The 18,277-nt window shown below is 36.0% G+C and carries 14 protein-coding genes; 1 reads left to right on the top strand and 13 read right to left on the bottom strand.

Features of this window, described 5'->3' with window-relative positions; translation table 11 throughout:
• Positions 1-4: 4 nt before the first annotated feature.
• Positions 5-1,378, top strand: a complete 1,374-nt coding sequence (locus ML543_RS14715) for a sugar phosphate nucleotidyltransferase (RefSeq protein ID WP_243388192.1) — start codon at positions 5-7, stop codon at positions 1,376-1,378.
• 1,413 nt (positions 1,379-2,791) lie between these two features.
• Here ML543_RS14715 and ML543_RS14710 read toward each other — a convergent pair.
• From ML543_RS14710 to ML543_RS14650, 13 genes are all read right to left on the bottom strand, one after another.
• Positions 2,792-4,054: a PTS ascorbate transporter subunit IIC gene (locus ML543_RS14710; RefSeq protein ID WP_243388191.1), complete on the bottom strand. Its 1,263-nt coding sequence runs from the start codon at positions 4,052-4,054 to the stop codon at positions 2,792-2,794.
• A gap of 73 nt (positions 4,055-4,127) precedes the next feature.
• A complete protein-coding gene (locus ML543_RS14705; RefSeq protein WP_243388190.1) occupies positions 4,128-4,397 on the bottom strand; it encodes a PTS sugar transporter subunit IIB in 270 nt (89 codons plus the stop codon).
• Positions 4,398-4,412: 15 nt separating this feature from the next.
• Positions 4,413-6,518, bottom strand: coding sequence for a BglG family transcription antiterminator (locus ML543_RS14700; protein ID WP_243388189.1), 2,106 nt, complete (start codon positions 6,516-6,518; stop codon positions 4,413-4,415).
• A gap of 252 nt (positions 6,519-6,770) precedes the next feature.
• The gene (locus tag ML543_RS14695; RefSeq protein ID WP_243388188.1) at positions 6,771-7,574 is read right to left on the bottom strand and encodes a VanZ family protein; all 804 of its coding nucleotides are present in this window, start codon (positions 7,572-7,574) and stop codon (positions 6,771-6,773) included.
• Positions 7,575-7,821: 247 nt separating this feature from the next.
• The gene (locus ML543_RS16970) at positions 7,822-8,103 is read right to left on the bottom strand and encodes an ATP-binding protein (protein ID WP_419095391.1); all 282 of its coding nucleotides are present in this window, start codon (positions 8,101-8,103) and stop codon (positions 7,822-7,824) included.
• Positions 8,104-8,217: 114 nt separating this feature from the next.
• Positions 8,218-10,014 (bottom strand): dynamin family protein, encoded by a 1,797-nt coding sequence (locus ML543_RS14685; protein WP_243388187.1) that lies wholly within the window; start codon positions 10,012-10,014, stop codon positions 8,218-8,220.
• Positions 10,015-10,058: 44 nt separating this feature from the next.
• A complete protein-coding gene (locus ML543_RS14680) occupies positions 10,059-12,056 on the bottom strand; it encodes a dynamin family protein (RefSeq protein ID WP_243388186.1) in 1,998 nt (665 codons plus the stop codon).
• A gap of 4 nt (positions 12,057-12,060) precedes the next feature.
• The gene (locus ML543_RS14675; RefSeq protein WP_243388185.1) at positions 12,061-12,531 is read right to left on the bottom strand and encodes a hypothetical protein; all 471 of its coding nucleotides are present in this window, start codon (positions 12,529-12,531) and stop codon (positions 12,061-12,063) included.
• A 100-nt stretch (positions 12,532-12,631) separates the two neighbouring features.
• Positions 12,632-13,630, bottom strand: coding sequence for a hypothetical protein (locus tag ML543_RS14670; protein WP_243388184.1), 999 nt, complete (start codon positions 13,628-13,630; stop codon positions 12,632-12,634).
• Positions 13,615-14,286 carry a hypothetical protein gene (locus ML543_RS14665; protein WP_243388183.1) on the bottom strand — a complete coding sequence of 224 codons (672 nt, stop codon included), beginning with the start codon at positions 14,284-14,286 and terminating at the stop codon, positions 13,615-13,617. The genes ML543_RS14670 and ML543_RS14665 overlap by 16 nt, the downstream gene beginning before the upstream one ends.
• A gap of 954 nt (positions 14,287-15,240) precedes the next feature.
• On the bottom strand, positions 15,241-15,669 hold the full coding sequence (locus ML543_RS14660; protein ID WP_243388182.1) for a hypothetical protein: 429 nt from the start codon (positions 15,667-15,669) through the stop codon (positions 15,241-15,243).
• On the bottom strand, positions 15,659-16,909 hold the full coding sequence (locus ML543_RS14655; protein WP_243388181.1) for a replicative DNA helicase: 1,251 nt from the start codon (positions 16,907-16,909) through the stop codon (positions 15,659-15,661). The genes ML543_RS14660 and ML543_RS14655 overlap by 11 nt, the downstream gene beginning before the upstream one ends.
• A complete protein-coding gene (locus tag ML543_RS14650; RefSeq protein WP_243388180.1) occupies positions 16,902-17,717 on the bottom strand; it encodes a DnaD domain-containing protein in 816 nt (271 codons plus the stop codon). The genes ML543_RS14655 and ML543_RS14650 overlap by 8 nt, the downstream gene beginning before the upstream one ends.
• Positions 17,718-18,277: the final 560 nt, after the last annotated feature.

Here is an 18,277-nt window from a genome sequence, read left to right as displayed (position 1 = left end):
CTGTATGAAACTTGTGTTACTTTCTGGGGGTTCAGGAAAGCGCCTTTGGCCACTATCCAATGATGCACGTTCAAAGCAGTTTCTAAAGGTTTTAGAAAATAATAATGGTAAGTTACAGTCGATGGTACAGCGGGTCTGGGCCCAGTTAGATAATGTAAATTTAACAGAATCTGCAGTAATAGCAACCAGTAACTCTCAAGTAGATATGATTCAAAGTCAAATAAGTCAAGATGTACCGTTAATTATTGAACCGATGCGACGTGATACATTTCCTGCTATCGCTCTTGCATCGGTCTTTTTGTATAGTGTCCAAAAAATTAACTTGAGCGAAGTTGTAGTAGTCCTTCCTGTTGATCCTTATGTTCAAGATAATTTCTTTAAAAGAGTAAAGATCTTAGAGAATTGTCTAGTTCATAGTGATGCACACATAGCATTAATGGGGGTGAAGCCAACGTATCCTTCTGAAAAATATGGTTATATTGTCCCTTCAACTGAACACAGTAAAAATGAATTTTTAAAGGTAAGTCACTTTACGGAGAAACCATCTAAAGAAAAGGCAAAGGAGCTAATAAAACATGGAGCTCTTTGGAATTGTGGAGTATTTGCTTTTAAATTAGAGTATATTATTACATTGTTACAAGAAAAAGGGTTACCAATTGAATATGGTGAGTTACTTGAACAATATAATAACCTACCCAAAATTAGTTTTGACTATGAAGTTGTAGAAAAATCAGATAATATCGTTGTGTTACCGTATAACGGTTATTGGAAAGATCTTGGTACATGGAATACTTTAACAGAAGAAATGGCCACAAATCAGATAGGAAAAGGTGTTATTACCTCTTCTCAGAATACTCATTTAATAAATGAATTAGACATTCCTGTGACAGTGCTAGGAGTACCAAATGCTGTAGTTGCTGCTAGTCCAGATGGAATACTAGTAGCTGATAAAGCTTCAAGCCCTAAAATAAAGGAGTTAGTATGCGGTTTTAACCAGAGGCCGATGTATGAGGAAAGACGTTGGGGATGGTATCGGGTTTTAGATCATACTAGATTCGAAGATGGACGAGAAGTATTAACGAAAAGAATTGGAGTTACAGCAGGGAAAAACTTAAGTTACCAAATGCATAGACATCGTAGTGAAGTATGGACCATCATTAAAGGTGAAGGAGATTTTGCATTAAACGGACAAATTCAACGCGTGAAACCGGGTGATGTACTTGAAATAAAAGTTGGAGAGGAACATGGCATAAAAGCAATTACAGATTTAGAGTTTATTGAAGTACAATCGGGCTCGGAATTAGTTGAAGAGGATATAGTTCGTATTTTTTTGACATGGGAAGAGATTGAAGAGCATTGTTATTCTCTACAAAATTAGTTGTATAGATAAACCTTTTAATACAACAGTATATAAACAATAACAGTTTGGTTACATCCATCTAAATCTTGACCGAAAAAATGAGTTAATGTTAGGGGGAGTATTCGAGTTATAATGAAAAACTAGTCCCTTACTAGTAAATTCGTAGGTTAATTTAGTAAGTATGTCTGTGAAGAAAATAAACCAAATCACTACAGAAGGAGCAAGTGATTATGAAGGATACCATAAAACTTTGGGGCTGATTGTGAGGTGATTTCTCCAGCTTTCCTGCCCAAAAAAGGCAGGAGAGAAAGTGTTAAAATGTATTTGACTTGATCTATTATATTGATCAGGTGAATTAACCCCTTGGGGTTTAGTGCTCTGTAAATAAAACCCTTCAAAATGGAGTTGGTGTTCACACATCTGTTGGCTCTTTACGTATGGAATATGAATACGAACAGAAAATTGCCAGATTTCAAATCAATTCACTGTTTAAGATCTCTTTTTGGAGGGTCGAAACCCTAGCAGTATTCATCGAAAGCTAGGCTGGTTTTAATGTCTCTCTAAGACTATCGTGAGATGGGTGGTTATCGGAAAGTTGGATGGTATCAGATTAAGGTGTTCGAAACTTTTCCAACAATAACGAAGGATTTCTCTCGTCTATTAAAATGGCTCGAAGAACAAGGTGGTACTAAAATAAAATGGAAAGTATAGTATCTACTTGAATAATGTCTTCACTTTGTTGATATCAACTTGTCTATAGCCCAGCTTATTAAGAATGTTTTAGACAGGAAAAACGATGTCTCCCACGCTAGTCTAAAGGGATGATTGCTACACTATTGCAGAATAGTCTAATAGAAAAGAGCTTTTTCCTCATGTTGAAATTTGAGAATTGAGGGATTTTACTTGTGCTCCAACAAGTGGTTTACCTTTATTCAAAACGTTGGAGAGATTCCGACCTTTCGTCATATCCCTCCCTGGGGCAGGGATATGACCTGGAACTATAAGGATAGTTTTGGAAGCCGAAAAGATATTATGACAACCAAAGGGGGAATCCACAATTAAATCTGCTTTGTGTTAATCTAGGTGGGAGTAACCAGGTGCAAAATTGTTGGTTATCTACTAAATATTGTTTAATAGCTATAAGTTGAGAAAAACCCCCTTGCTACGATGTATTACCGAATGCTTCAGAACGTTTACTCTATACCCATAAACAAGGGTTGTTAAAGAAAACGTCAATTCGTTAATTGCAACAAAAGCTAAATAAGAATATTCATGGTTACCCTCCCACAGGTATCCTTCATTTTTTATTGCTTGTATCAATTAATTTTTGGATAACCCTATGTGTTTGTAAGTATATAGATCGTTTTTTTATGATAACTTTCACAGAAAAAGCAAAGGGGAGGAACCCACTCCTCCCCAAAATATTTCCAATTAAGAAAACAACCGAATGAAAAATCCTAACAAGATTCCCACAATTCCAAAATCAGAATCTCCAAACGTCGTTCCTTCGAATCCAAGTGATCCTAGTACCGGTAGTAAGAAGGCCGGTAGGAAGGAAATTAGTATCCCGTTAGCAAATGCTCCCACCATAGCTCCACGGCGACCTCCAGTTGCATTTCCGAAAACACCTGCAGCTGCTCCTGTGAAAAAGTGCGGGATTAGTCCCGGAACGATTACTTTTAATCCGAAGATTGGTAATAAAAACATGGATAAAAGTCCTGCGATAAAGCTGAATAAGAAGCCGATGATGACAGCGTTAGGCGCAAATGGGAATACGGCAGGGCAGTCAAGGGCTGGTTTGGCATCTTTTACGACTTTATCCGCAATTCCTTTAAAGGCAGGAACGATTTCAGCAATTAACATCCGAACACCTGCGAGGATGATATACACACCCGCGGCAAAGGTGATGGCTTGCATGAGAGAGAAGACAAGAAAATTCACGCCTCCGCTTAATTCTGCTTCCACGTAATCTTTTCCGGCAATTGGTGCAACGACTAAAAAGAGAATGGCCATCGTTAATGACATCGCAACGGAAGTATCTCGTAAAAATCCGAGTGACTTAGGGACTTTAATCGTTTCCGTCGATTTTGATGGATCACCGATATATTTTCCAATAAAGCCAGCGGTAAAGTAGCCTAGCGACCCAAAGTGACCGACGGCTATACTATCATTTCCTGTAATTTTTCTTACATACGGCTGTAACAGGGCGGGTGAAAAGACCATTAATAGTCCCAATAAGACAGAGCCGATGATGACTAAAGGAACGCCTGTGACACCACCTGTCGCAAAAACAGCTGAAATTAAACATGCCATGAATAATGTATGATGACCAGTTAAAAAGATATATTTAAACTTCGTAAAACGGGCAATGACAATATTCATGACCATTCCAAATAACATGATCATGGCTGTTTCTCGTCCGAATGTTTGTTGGGCAATGGCGACAATGGCTTCATTATTCGGAATGACACCTTCAATATTGAAAGCCTTTTCGAACATGTTTCCAAAAATGTCGAGGGAACCAATGAGAATGGTTGCGCCACCCCCAAGAATGACAAAGCCCATAATGGTTTTTAAGGTACCTGAAATGACATCCGCGATTCCTTTTTTCTGTAGAAGAAGACCGATAAGAGCAAATAAACCAACTAATATGGCAGGGGTACCTAACACATCATTCATAATAAAATCGAACATCAACAGAACCTCCTTTTGTATCCTAACGTTCTCGTTTTAATTAAAAGGGTGGGGACAAATAAGCCCCCGTTCTTTAACATAAATGTGCTTCTAAGTGTCTTTTTAGTTCTTCTTGATCGAAAAGATTTGTTAAGCCAATAATGGTTCTCGTGCCATCATCGAGGGTAGAAATCAGTTCACTTGACCCTAAATAAAGGTCCGCTTTTTCGGTTTTGGCAGTCGTTAAATCCGTATGTGACACGTCCGCTTCAACACCTAGTTGAGCCAGTACATTTTTAACATTCATTTCAACCATAAAGCTACTTCCAAGACCATTTCCGCAAACGACTAAGATTTTCTTCATTTTCTATTCCTCCTCTTAATCAACTGAATATTGTTTCATTAATTCATAGACTTCCATCGGGGTTTCTGCTTTCTTTAATTGTTCGATATTCGCTTGATTGGAAAGCAGTTTGGATAATTGAGATAAGGCACGTAAATGGGTTTCGTTATCTATCGCAGCAAGGACAATGATGAGGTTGACTTGGTGCTCTTCTTTCTCAGAGAAGCTGCATTTTTCTTTCAGTTGAAGAAAACTCATGCCTAGCTTACGTACCCCATCCTCTGGGCGACTATGAGGGAGAGCGAATCCAGGTGCAATGACGATGTATGGTCCCATTTCTTTTACATTTTGAATCATCGCGTTTACGTAGTCTTCTGTAATCGATTCGTCCTCCAAAAGCGGTTTGGCTGCCTCTTTTAGTGCATCTTCCCAATGATCCACCTTGTTCTTAAATCGTATTTTGTCTACTGTCAAAAGTTCTTTTAACATTGGCTTGTATTTCACCTCCACGCTTCTCCCATTTTCCTTTTGAAAATAAGACAGTAGTTCTACTGTTAACTGATCTTCGTTTTGAACATGGGCATGTTTCTTAACAATTCGTAAAATGGCTTCCATGTCGATTGGACTAGAAGCTGTTGTTGAAACGTTTAACTCCTTTAGTAAAAAGGTTTTTTCAGAAGCAGTTAAAATTGGATTGACGATATAAACGGGTATGTGCTTCTCGATAATTGGCGTTGTTGTGATCACAAAGTCTATGTCATGAACATTAATCTTGTCATATTCTCGAACCGTGACGACTTTTACAACATCAACGTTTGGAAGCAATTCTTCAATTTGTTTCTGTAAAATACGGGATGTACCAATTCCACTTGGACAGACGATTAACGCTTTCTTTCGTTGTTCAACTTTCACCCCTTCTTGATCGAGCCAGCCTCCAAAGTGCATCGTAACGTAAGCGATTTCATCTTCGGGGATGGTAATTCCAAGTGATTGCTCAACATGTACAATCACTTTCTTTGTTAACAAGAAGAGATCTCGGTAAGACTCTTTTAAGGTCTTAGATAACGGATGATCCAATTGAACACCATACTTGATGCGATAATAGGCAGGCTTTAAGTGAAGAAATAAATTCTTCTCAAGCTCTTTTCGGTTTTGAAAAAACACACAACCGTACTTTTGAAAATCATCCACCATAAGGGCGATACTTCGTTTCATATTGGCCATTACACGATTTTCGCTATGGTAGTGTTGTGCGTGGAACTGGCTTATTTTCGCTCCTAAAAGATACGTACTGATATAGAAAGTTTCTTCTTGCGGGAGAGAAATACCGAAAGCGCATTCAATTTTTTCGTGAATATACGACGCTGCTTGAAACTCTTTCGTTTTTTCAATGACTTCTTTTTCATCTGAGTCCATCTGGACGTATCGCCTACGGGTAAACCGTTTTAAAAGGAGACTTAGTTGAATACTTAAAGACTGGACGGTTTCATCGGTATAATGAACACCCACTAGTTTTTCAGTTTCATAGATGCATTGATAAAAAGTGGAATAGTTTGTAAAAATCGAACCGATCAGGTTCGGTTGATTTTGAGCATCGTCCAGTAGTTTTTCCAAACCATTGCTTGTTTTGACTTGGGATAAAAAGTACATCATCCCTTTTCGGATATTGATCTCTTCACCATCCATGTAATACCCGAGTCTTTTATGAAACTTTAAAGAGACCGAAAAATGCATTAGTTGGTTCTTCAACTGTTTCAAGTCGTTTAAGAGTGTACTTCGGCTGACGCCTAGTTGTTCCATCAGTGTTGATAAAAAGATTTTGGACTCCCTTGCGACAATAAGAAGAGAGGCCCACGCAATACGTTCTTTCGGTGAATAATCGTAATGTTTTGATAATTGAAGAGGTGTTAATTTGTCTTGAACCACTTTCTTCGCTTTCGGAAGAATGAAAAAACCAGATGAACGTTCGTATTGAAGAGTTCCTACCTTCTCCATTTCCAACCAGTCGTTAATCTTTTGCACATCGTAATAAATCGTGCGCTTCGAAACGTGTAAATCCTCCATTAATTCATCCATGGAAACAGGAGATGTCGAAAAAGCGACTTTCGTTAATAAAGCGATACAACGTTGATCTAAATCCATAACGGTGCTCCCTTTCTGCAGAATATAAGAAAGCCCTTCTTTTGCAAAGATTGTACGGATATCGGGAAAATTTTCCTCTATACCTTGATTATACATGTGTTTTTTCAAAATATAAGTCCGAATGTTGGAGGGAGAGTGTGCAAAGGTTGGACGGGTGAGGGGACCACCCTATCCGGGGGAGGGAGGAGCACTTTCGTATAGTAACAGGAAAGCGTAAGTCCTAGAAGTACAACCCATCGTTGTACTTCTTTTTTAATTAAGTACACTCATCCCTTTTTCCATAAGGAGTGCCTTTGTCTTTTTCTTTGTTTCATCGTACCGTTCTTTTAAAACATCAGCCGAGCTTTGATCCAAATGGTTCGCTATGAGTTCACTCTTGGCAGCGTCATAGATTGAGATAAATTCGTTATGGATGTGTTCTTCTAACGCAGTTGCTTGCACCATATATTTTGGAATCAATTGACTAAGTGGTGTCTCCTTGTTTGTGTATTCACTCAGTGCTTCTTTTACAAGAAGGTGGACTTCTTGATAGGCTTGCTGTTCTAGTAAATCGAGCTTCGCTTCATATTTTTGCACAATCTCTTCTGGAGACCTGTTCGTTGACATGGTTTGGGCCACCATCATTTCTTCAGGTGGTTGGGAGAGAATAGGTCCTTGGTCAATCGGTTCATTGAGTACGTGAAGTCCATACAGTAAAGGGAATACAGTGCAAGTGATGAGAGACATTGCGACTAAGATGAATCGCTTTCGCTCTTGATTCTGGTGTAGATAACGCCACATGATGTGCGCGAATAGGGGGATGGTGACCCCAAGTGTGATGCCTATCACATTTGCTACTCCGTCTAGAAATTCGGCTGTACGATTTGGATCCAAAAGCTGTCGGTATTCTTCCAATAGACTGATCACCACTAAACCAAACCAACACGTGGCGATTCGTCGAAGTCCTTTCTCAAATGGGGGAATGAGCAATAAAAATAGTGATAAGAAAAAGGCGGCTGAGCCATAAAAACTAAAATGAGTCCATTTATCCATTCCGATGTCGGTGAATTCCATCATGTTTTTTCCCTCCTTTTTCCTTCAGTATTGGCACTGCCAAATGGGGGTAAACATGTGAATTTTGGCTAAGGAATGTGTGGACAGAGGGACAGGTTCCTTGTCCACCTAATGGTGATGCCCTGCACTTCGATGGGCGTTCTATTTGTCTACTGTCAAAAGTTCTTTTAACATTGGCTTGTATTTCACCTCCACGTTCCTCCCGTTTTCCTTTTGGAAAAAAGAAAGCAATTCTACCATTAATTGATCTTCATTTTGAACATGGGCATGCTTCTGGATAATGCGTAAAATGGTCTCCATGTATTGTCAATGATAAAAAGTGAGCCACTCTTGGAATGGGAACTCCTATAAATGGGAGTATGTGGGTGTTTGTGTTTCTTGCCCTAGGAGGGCGAGAAACACAAACACCTGCGTGCGGTGTGCTATCCTTCTCCATTTTCCTTTTGCTCATACTTTGACGGAAGCGATACGATTCTCCGTTTAATAAAAGAATGTGAGAACGGTGGGTAATTCTGTCGAGTAATGCTGTCATCTTCTCATCACCGAATACGTTTGTCCATTCGGCAAATTCAAGGTTTGTCGTAATTAAAATTAATAGAAAAGCTCTAATAAATAAAATAGACAGTGAGTCAAAATGACACACTGTCTAAACTACACTATTCACAGTATTGGTAACTTCTAGTTTTGTAATATACTTCTTTACACTAGTTTTAATTTCCCTTAATCCTTCTTCTGTATAACCATTAGCAAGAGATTGACAGTATTGAGAATAAATATGATTAGTAATATTATTATTTTCGTATTCTATTTCTTTCATGATGTTAGGGAGAATAGAAAATTCTATATTATTCTTGATCATATTAATGGCTTCATCAACATTTCTCATGAATTCTTTTTTATGATTACGAAAATTAATTATTTTCACTACTGCTCCAATTGCTGCTCCAGTAATTAAAACTGGAGGTAAAATTGCACCAAGTGCAGACCCAATGGAAACAGATGCAGCATATGGTCCCATCCACGCTGTATAAGCTGCAACAGATGTTCCATATGCTCCTGCTATTGCCATACCTTTTCCAACGCCGTCCTTTATTTGTTCTTGTCCAACTGGTACTTCTTTTGTTAAATTTTCAATAGATGCTAAGAGTTTGTCATTTGAATTTAAAAAGAATTCGTTTATATCCTCTTCAATTTTCTTTTGTATTACAGTTAATGCATCTTGCCATTCTTTTTGAAACTGTGTGTTGATATATTTATATTTAGCTGATATTTTTTGTTTTACTTTTTCTTCAGAAAGCTCTTTTCGAAATAACTCTTCAATATGTTTTTTATCCTCTTTAGATGAAAATAATTTTAAACTTTTTATTTGTTCTTTAATTAAATTTTCTTCATCTAATAAGAAATTAAACTGAAACCAATTTTTTAATTCTGAAGACAAATCTTCTTTTATTTTATTATTAAAATAAAAGATTTCTTTTTTTCGATTTTCCATCTTCTCCACTAGCTCTTCAATTGTTTCCACAAAATGTTTATGTATGGTGAGTTCCTTAAGTATTAGAGCGTTCATTGAAGACTTTAATGATTCTTCGTGTATTTTATCATCCTGTTCAATTTCTTTCTCAAGATAAGAAAGAAGGTCAAGGTAACCAGAATCTTTAACAAGAGATAAATTATTAGTAGTAATTCCATCATATGCATTCTTTGCAGATATAGGAAATACTTTTTTTACATCATATAAATCTAATCTATCTTCTAAATAAAGAACCATTCTGCTCGGATCTCCATTTACTTCATCTACACGATTAATAATAGGGATTATTGGCTTACCGTAACCTTCTATTTCTTCAAATTTTTCCTCAATATCTGCTTGTCCTAAATGATGAGCACTAAAAATCCATAAAATTACATCACATTGTTGAATGTAATCTTCTGTTTTTTTAGCATTTTGTTCCCTAACGGTTGCTAATCCAGGGGTATCAACAATGTGTAACTTTTTTAGATTAGGTATTGGGAATCCTAATTTAATTTCTACAACATCCTTAAAAAATTCTAAATCCCCATGATGTTTTTCTAATAACGCATAGATCTCATCTGGCGTACCAATAATATCATCATTCTTTTCTCTTATAATTTTTCCTTCTTTTGTTGTACTATGATAGACTTCAATAATACTAGCTGTTGCTTCAGCTACATTCACCGGGGAAACCTTAGCACCAATTAAAGCGTTAAGTAAAGTTGATTTTCCTGATTTAACCTCTCCCATCAATACAACATTAAGTGGAATTGTACATTTTTCTATTAGAATATCCATTTCTTCCAATATTCGATTTAAAAATGTATGAACATTAACAGCAGGTATATCCATTACCTTGTTTCTTAATGGGGAATCCATTAATTGTTTTTTTAAGTTTAGAAAGGATTTTTCAATTTCTGTCATTGCCATACTTTAAATCCCTCTCATTCATCAATATTTTAATATTACTAAATTTATTTTAAAGTAACATTCCCATCTTTTGACTTAAGATAAACATCCTCTGTAAAAAAATTTTTTACATTAGGTTCGTGATGTGTTAAATCGTGGATATTTAAAAGGGGTATTTTGAGTGCAGCGATTAAAAATTCTGCATGCCTAGCATCTCCATGTAAAGTTGAAAATGTTGTATATGCAATTTCTTCTACTTGTTTCCTTGTAGATGTAAATACTTCATGTACATACTTTTCGTATGCTTGCTGAATTTCGTTTATTGAATCGTTAAATGCACTATTTAAATTAATCTGTAATTCACCGAGTTTAAACTGTTTTGCAATCCATTTATTGATGCCTAAAATGCCTGATAAAGGTCCTAATAAAAGGCCTATTGGACCTAAAAAAATAGAAGAGATAATAGATATACCCGTACCTGAAACAAAACTTAATCCTTCCGTATCAAAATTTTCTTCATTAAAATTTAACTTACCAAATGAAAAGGATTGAATTGACCCTTGAAATTCTTTTTTTTCAATAAGTTTATATTTTGTAAACTTAGCTTTTTCCCTATAGTATTCAAACATTTCCTTCAAAGTTTTCTCTGTTTTATTGTATAAATCTTCTATTTTCTTTGAAAGAAACCCAATTTCAAATATCTTATTTTTAATATAGTTTTCTCTTCCCTTATTGTTTTCAAAATCAAATAGGTTCTCAGCATACAATTGGATATTTGATTTAACTTTATGGCTATGATTATGCAAAAGTTGGTCTAATTCTTTTAATAGTGCTTTTTCTCTTTTATCCATTTCTGAGTTTAAATGGTTAATTAAGGATTTTAGTTGATTTTCATCTTCTTCGAGTCTTGTAATATAACTTTCGAGATGATTAGAAGTAGATTTTAATAAAGATTTGAGAGATAAAATTTTACTTTCAACTCGGACTTCCTTACTTTGTTTTAAAAATGACTCTTCAATTTCTAAAAGAAGTCTCTCAATTCCACTTTCTTTTATTAATTTTTTATCATTATTTTCATAACCCTTAAACGCTTCCTCTGCTGAAATAGGAATGATTTTCGAAAAAAAGCCTTTATAAATCTCTTTAGCTTCTTGAATAATACGCTGAACGCCTTCCTCTCCTTCTTGGTTTCTAATTAAGTCAATTTTGTTTAATACTGCAATAATATTTTGTGGTTTTATTTGTCCTACATCTTTTATGTAGTTAGTTAGATCGTTAATTAAATTTTTTGAATTAGCTGCTGATATAGCAGTTGCATCTAACATCCATAATACTCCATCAGCTTTATGATAGTATTCTCTTATATTTACCTTTAACTCACCCATTATTCTTTGTTGAAGGCCAGGTGTATCTACTAAATAAAATTTCTCAAGAAGTGGTGTAGACTTTACAGGCCAATGTACTTCTGCTAGTTTTGATTCATATAATTCTTCTTGCTGAAGTGCTAACTTGTATTCCTTTAGTTCTTCTTTACTAGCACCAGACTCTTTGAATTTTTTATATTTTATTGAAACAATCTTTTCCGATTTCATTCTTTTTTGCTCTTCTTGACTAATAAACTCCTTAGCTTCTTGAATTGAAACAATTTTTTCCTCACCGTTTTTAAATTTTAGTGTTACATTGTTTTGTGATGCTTTAAAAATATCTATTTTCCATGTTTTGGGTAAAAAGTCCACATCTGCAACTTGCTGTTGCATTAGTGCATTTAAAAGTGTTGATTTTCCATAATTACCGGTACCAACGACAAAAAGCATAAAAGGAGAATACATATTTTTTCTAAGACTACGGAACTTTTCAATAAACTCATTTAATTCAACATAAAAAGGTTTTAAAATGGTTGAATATTCATATCCAGGGTGGTTTTGGATTAATTGTTCATATTCTGTTAAGTAATTAATTGTGCAATTTAAAGTCTCGTCTATCTTATTAAATCGATAAGAAATAATATGATTTGTTAATTTATCATAGATTAATTTAAATCGATTCATATTTTCTATTGACATACTATCACCAGCCTAAAAAGATTACTATAAGGTTTCCTAAAATTGAAAATCCAAGAATTAAATACATAATTTGTTGTAAAACTTTAGTTCGTGAATTTACAATGTTTGTTAATTCATTTGACTTGTTATTTAGCTTTTTATTCGTTTCAACTTCTAAAATTTCTAACTTAATAGATAATTGTTTTATTTCTTCTAGTAATTTTGATATATCTTGTTTTAGTTCTTTTTCATTATATTCAAGCTTTTTCAGTAGATCGTTTTTTTGTTTTTGATTAATAGTTTCTAAATCTTTTAATTGATTTCTTAATTCCTTACTTTCCCTTATAAATTCATCAAACTTTGGTAATGAATTAAGAAACGTTTTGGTAGACCAGTGAATCTCCTTCATAATTCCTTTTTCAAGTACTTCTTTAGAAATTTCTTCAATCATTTTTTGATATTCTTGATATAAATCATTTGCTTCTGTTGTATTCATTATTAATTCCTCCTATGATGAAAAATTTTCTATAAGAAAAAGGTATACAAATACAAATTTAATAAATTAAATATTATTTGCCTGTATTTAAATAAATTTGCTATTTACCTAGTAACAAAGGTTTATCATAGCACTCCAATAATTCACTTACTTCTTTTTTTCTAATCTGAAGCCCTTCAAACGCTTTATTCATCGATTTTGGACGATCAAGTAAAAGATATGTTCCCATTGAAACTAATGCACTAGATAAACCGAAGTCGATTATAAAAGTAGATAACCAACCTGCTGTCATGGCTACTGCTGATTTTGTAGCTTTTTCCATAAAAATGTTCATAAAGCCTTCAAATGTTTGCTTTCCCATTAAAACATGACGCCCTTCTCCAATTGCAATAATCATAAATGGAAGACCGGGAAGAATAAGATCCATTGAAGAACTACCTTCATTCGATAACAATTCTTCCATTGGTCCTCTAAGAGAAGCTTCTAATTCATTTTCTGAAATTCCACTATTTAAAATTTGTTCACTTAGAATATTCGATTGATTAAATACTTCTTCTGTAGTTAACACATCAATTTCCGGATATTTTTCTAATGCACTTTTAATGTATGATAAGGATTCAGTGGCTTTTAATTGTATTTCAGTTGAAATACTTCCGTCTTCATTGATAATTTGTAAATCCCATCCTGCTTGTGTTGGGGAATCGGATAGAACAGCAGTTTGTCCTGGATCTAGTTGAATGTCACCTACGGTTAGGCCATCATTTAATTGATCTCGAACTAATACCTCAAAGTATTTTCCTTTCCAGCCAAGTAATATTCCTTCTAATTGTTCTAATGTCATGTTTTCTAGATCTTGTAATTGTAAATTTGGAAATTGAAGGTTGAAGGCTTCCTCCATTTGGGGAGTAATGGCTGAATAATCGAGAGCACCATTGTCCAATATAGAATGGATGGCAACTGCTGAAGCTGCTGCTATTAATAAAGATTGCTCTCTCTTTTTAATATAAAATTGATACAAATCGGTAATTGTATTTTTATCATTCACAGCTTTATTTTTTCGCCGATAGTCTGATGATAATTTGATTAAAGTATCAGCCATAAGATTCCTCCTAGTAAAAGAAGTACCCCATTTAACATGAGAGAGAAAAAAGCAATTTTCCTAGTTTTCATCGATTCTTTTTCATGTGTTTTTAAAAGAGATCTTATGTTGTCTTTGTATTGAGTTATTTCATTATGTGTATCTTGGTGGATTTTGTTGACAAGTTGATTAGATTCGTCCAGTTTTTTTTCAAACTCATCTTTTAGGAAAGAGACTTGATCAAGATAGAGTTGTTTTTGTCTATCAAATTGTGCTTTTATTTTTTTCTCATATTCTAAAAGAGATGTGTTTAATTTTTTTCGTTGTTTATCTATCTGACTCAATAACTTCTTATTTTCTAAAAGTGTTGATTGAAGTAGTTGCTGGGCTTCATTCAAAGTTTGAGATACTTTTGATGCATTTTGTTCATGTTGTTCTAGGTACTTTTGAGAAATATTTAAATAACCTTCCATTTTTTGAAGTAGTTGTATGCTTTTCTGTTCTACTTCATCTAAAGTATTGAGCCCGTTCTCAAACAATTCTTTGTTTCTTAATAATTGATGGTGAATTGTTTGAATTTCATGATGCATTCCAATTAACACTTCATTGTATACATTTCCATACTCTTCAATAGCTTGTTCTACATTTTTACCAGTTAAAGTATCAAAAAAGCCCATGAATATACTCCTTAACATTTACTTTTTTGTCGAAAATCCAATGGAATAGAAGATGATACAAAATATAGAAATACTATGATTATTTTACCAGTTTTGATGGTTAATAAGACAAAAAGTGCTAGACAAGATTCGACATTTATAGTGATAAGATCCACTTGGATTTTTTCATTTTGATTTGTTTCTCTTCGAAAAGGGGGACAGAGGGACAGGTTCCTTGTCCCACCCTGTTGGGGGGAGGAATAAGTAAATAGGAAGAAGCTAAATTGGTGACTAATCGCATTTTCGTGTCAATATAAGCTTAAACGCCTATTTGCTTCAGCGGATACCTTAACATTTTATAAATTCCCGCTGAGAAGTATAAAAAACAAATAAGTTCTCTCTTAAAAGAGGCTCGTGCATTTCAATAAAAATATTGAACGATGGACCTGTCCCTTTTGTCCCCCATTTACTTTAAAGATATTAAAATACTTTGGATCTTTTTGAACATCGGTTTCCTATTCACCATTTTCAATTTTTTGTAAATGATTCAAGTCTTGTAAAGTTGCAGTTGGTGTATGTTCAATTCGGTAATCGTACCTATTGCGTAATTATTGCTCATTCCTTGTGACCCATCCTTACTTGTTTAGGGTGTGTTGTTACACAATTTCGTAAACATCTCGATTCTAATGCGTTGTCGGTTCGGTGGTTTTATTTATCAGTTTCGGCAGTTTATTCATCAGTTAGGCGATTTTATTCGTCAGTTTGGGTGACTTTATTCATCAGTTCCGGCAGTTTATTCATCTGTTAGGCGATTTTATTCGTCAGTTTCGGCGGTTTATTCATCAGTTCTGAGAGTTTATTCGTCAGTTTCAGCAGTTTATTCATCAGTTCCGACAGTTTATTCATCATCCTAGCCGGTTTTATTCCTCAGCTTCTAGAATTGTATGAGCATACGAAAAGTCAGCTCCTCACCACCTACTGCTTGGTGAGGAAAAACTCCCCAATAATCACAGGGAATTTCGTATACTCCTTCCGCAATGTCCGAAAGGTGACGACTTCGTTTCCTCGCATCATTTCATGATCGAGTAGCACTCGCTTACATGTGCGTGGTTTTCGCTGAAAGGTTTTTGTAAAGTGACGGATGGCTTCCTCCTCGTTTCTCGCAAAGATAAAGAAGTATTTTCCCTTCGTTGCTGATAAGGCGAATAGGTGGATGTGATGAAAACCGAGCAGGTTGTTTTCGATCATTTCGGCAACTTTCGTGTGATCAGCTTTTGCGAAGTCTAGTTTTTCTACATCGTCTTCTAGTGTGATTTTTTCTTCTTCTAAGAGGTGATAGATGTAATGGGCTAACGAGGATTCTTCGTAGGTAATGGATAGATGGAACAGGTCTTTAACGCGCATTTTTCTTCTCCTTTTCTTCGATTTTTCCGGTATATACGTTGTACGAAACGATTGCTTTTCCGGTAGGGCCGTTTCGATTTTTGGCGATGATGATTTCGAGGGTGTCGTCTTCTAGTTCTGGCTGATAGTATTTTTCCCGGTACAAAAAGAGGATGAGGTCAGCGTCTTGTTCGACACTACCTGATTCACGGATATCAGACATGACCGGTCGCTTTTCGGCTCGTGACTCGACACCACGATTGAGTTGGGCTAAGCAAATGATGGGGCAGTTAAAATCTTTCGCCATAGTTTTTAAGTTGTGGGAGATTTCGGTAACTTGGTAATGGGCGTTTCCTCCATATGTTTCACTCGGTTTGATTAAGGTTAAGTAGTCGATGAAGACAATTGGTTTTTTCCCTTTCATTTCATGAATGACCTTTCGAATCTTTGATCGGATTTCTGGAATGCTTTGTGCCGATCCATCAAAAATATGAATGTTCGTTTCACTTAAGCGTCCGATTACCTCTGGCCAGCGCTGTTTTTGTTTGGCGGATAGAAGGTTTTTCGGGTCGTTCATCTTCATCCGGTTGTAGCCGCCAGTGGAGGCGACGAGTCGCTTCTTAATGAGTGAATCTGGCATTTCAAGCGAAAAGATGATTGGCACATAGTTCGCCCAGCCCGCTTCCTTAGCAAAATGAAGCATGCAGTCGGTTTTTCCCATCGACGGTCTCGCGGCCAAAATGGTCACCTCTCCATCACGAAAGCCACCAATAAACGAGTCCAAATTGGAAATGCCTGTTGGCGCAACGGTCTCTTGCACCATGTCTTCCCACGGCATTTGATACATGTCCACTAATGCCTGCTTAAGCTCGGTATGATCGTCTGTTTTGAACTGATGCAGATCTTGAAGCTTTTTCACTACTTCGTCGATGTCTGCATTTTGATAGATGGCCGTATTTAAAATTCGCTTCTTTTCTCGTTCCTTCCAATCTTCTAAAATTAATGCTTCCACTTGCTCGAACTTTTCAAGATTGGCAAAGGCAACGAGGTCGTTTAAGTACGTGATGCCACCGTAGTCATCTAAGTTTGGCAATGTCGTCAGTGTAATGACGTCAATTGCTTTCCTTCTTTGGTGGAACTCGATCATCTTTTTGAAAAGCGATTGATGGCGTACTTCTTTTAGATGCTCGGGACGAATGACCGTATCGCTTATCAAGCCATTCTCCTTCATCAAACAGCCGAGGAACACTTTCTCAATCATCGTCTTCTTCTCCAGCGTTCATGTCATATTCAGTAACATGCGGGACTGGAGGGCTTGTCCGTTTCTTCTTTCGGTCAGAATCGGCCATACGTTCTTGATAAGCTTTCCGAGCTGCTCGTATGTCTGAGACCGTTTCATAGCCTTTGTCATACCAATAGCGTAAAATGGACTCCACATACGACCACCTTTTAGCACCGTATTCAACCGCTAGCTTCATCGCCTCAACGACTAACTCCTCCGATAGATCTTCACACCAATAATTGATTTTCTCAGCAATATAGCCACCAATCGTTCCGAACCCGTTTTGTTCGAAGAAGGTGTAAGGATTTTCTTCCGAGGTTTGGGAATTCTTTTTACGCGCGCATTCTTCTTCTTCTTTTTCTGTCGTAGTCTCTGGTATTGGTGTGTGCAAATTGAACGCTTCTTCTGTTCTCTCATCACCATCTATTTGTTCCATCTGCTCACATGAGTCGTTCACATCGTCCATTAGTGCTTCAATCGCATCATAATTAATCGTGTACCACTTCGTCCGGTCCATCTTTGAACGATTGAAATGGGCAGTGAAAATGAGCTGATCCTTTTCTAACTTTTTCACGAGGCGGCGAATCGTCATAACAGAGACAAACGGAAACTGTTCGTGCCAGTCTTCCAGCGTGTTATACACCCACACTTTCCCTTCATAGCGATGCTTACTTTTCGTTAGCCAATAATGCAGCTGGACGAGGAAAATTGACTCGAGCAATCCAACCTTCGTCGCCAACTTCGGCATCAACAAGAGCGGATAATCATTCATAAACAATTTTTTCATCAAAATCCCTTCCTTTCGTTCAATTGAAAAATTTTCTCTCATTATTCATATAGCTTCCAAGTGAACAAAAAGGAGCGCGGAATTTAAAATTTTTTTGTGCGTATTATTTCGATTGGAATAAAGGGGGAGGATAAGTGCGAACCTTCCTTTTGTTGTTTTACGTTAAGCAAACGTTTAATTAAATGCATGGAGTAGGTCATCATCGTTAAAACGGCAGTAACATTTGAAAAGGAAAAATAGTAAAAAATTAACATAACCTTTACAAAAAAGAAATGACATTTGGATTATAATGGGAATGGATAAAGGGTGTAGGTATGATGGATGAGGACTTAAGAATGACATTAAGCAACTTAGGCAGTCAACGAAAACATGATTCAATACGAAGATCTAAAATTCATTAGGTTGACTAGTCTCACTGATACACCGAGAGTTACCTTCATGTATCCATAAAGAACTCCAACGAAGTTAAATTTCCTCGATGCAAATCTACTAAAAAAACTACGCAACAAGAAAGACTTCTTTCCGATTTAAACACCATAGGATGAAATGCTCATAACGAT

The organism is Bacillus kexueae (genome assembly GCF_022809095.1).
GTDB classification, from domain to species: domain Bacteria; phylum Bacillota; class Bacilli; order Bacillales; family Aeribacillaceae; genus Bacillus_BZ; species Bacillus_BZ kexueae.
The sequence above is the reverse complement of the archived record's forward strand: the minus strand, read 5'-3'. Positions and strand labels throughout refer to the sequence as shown.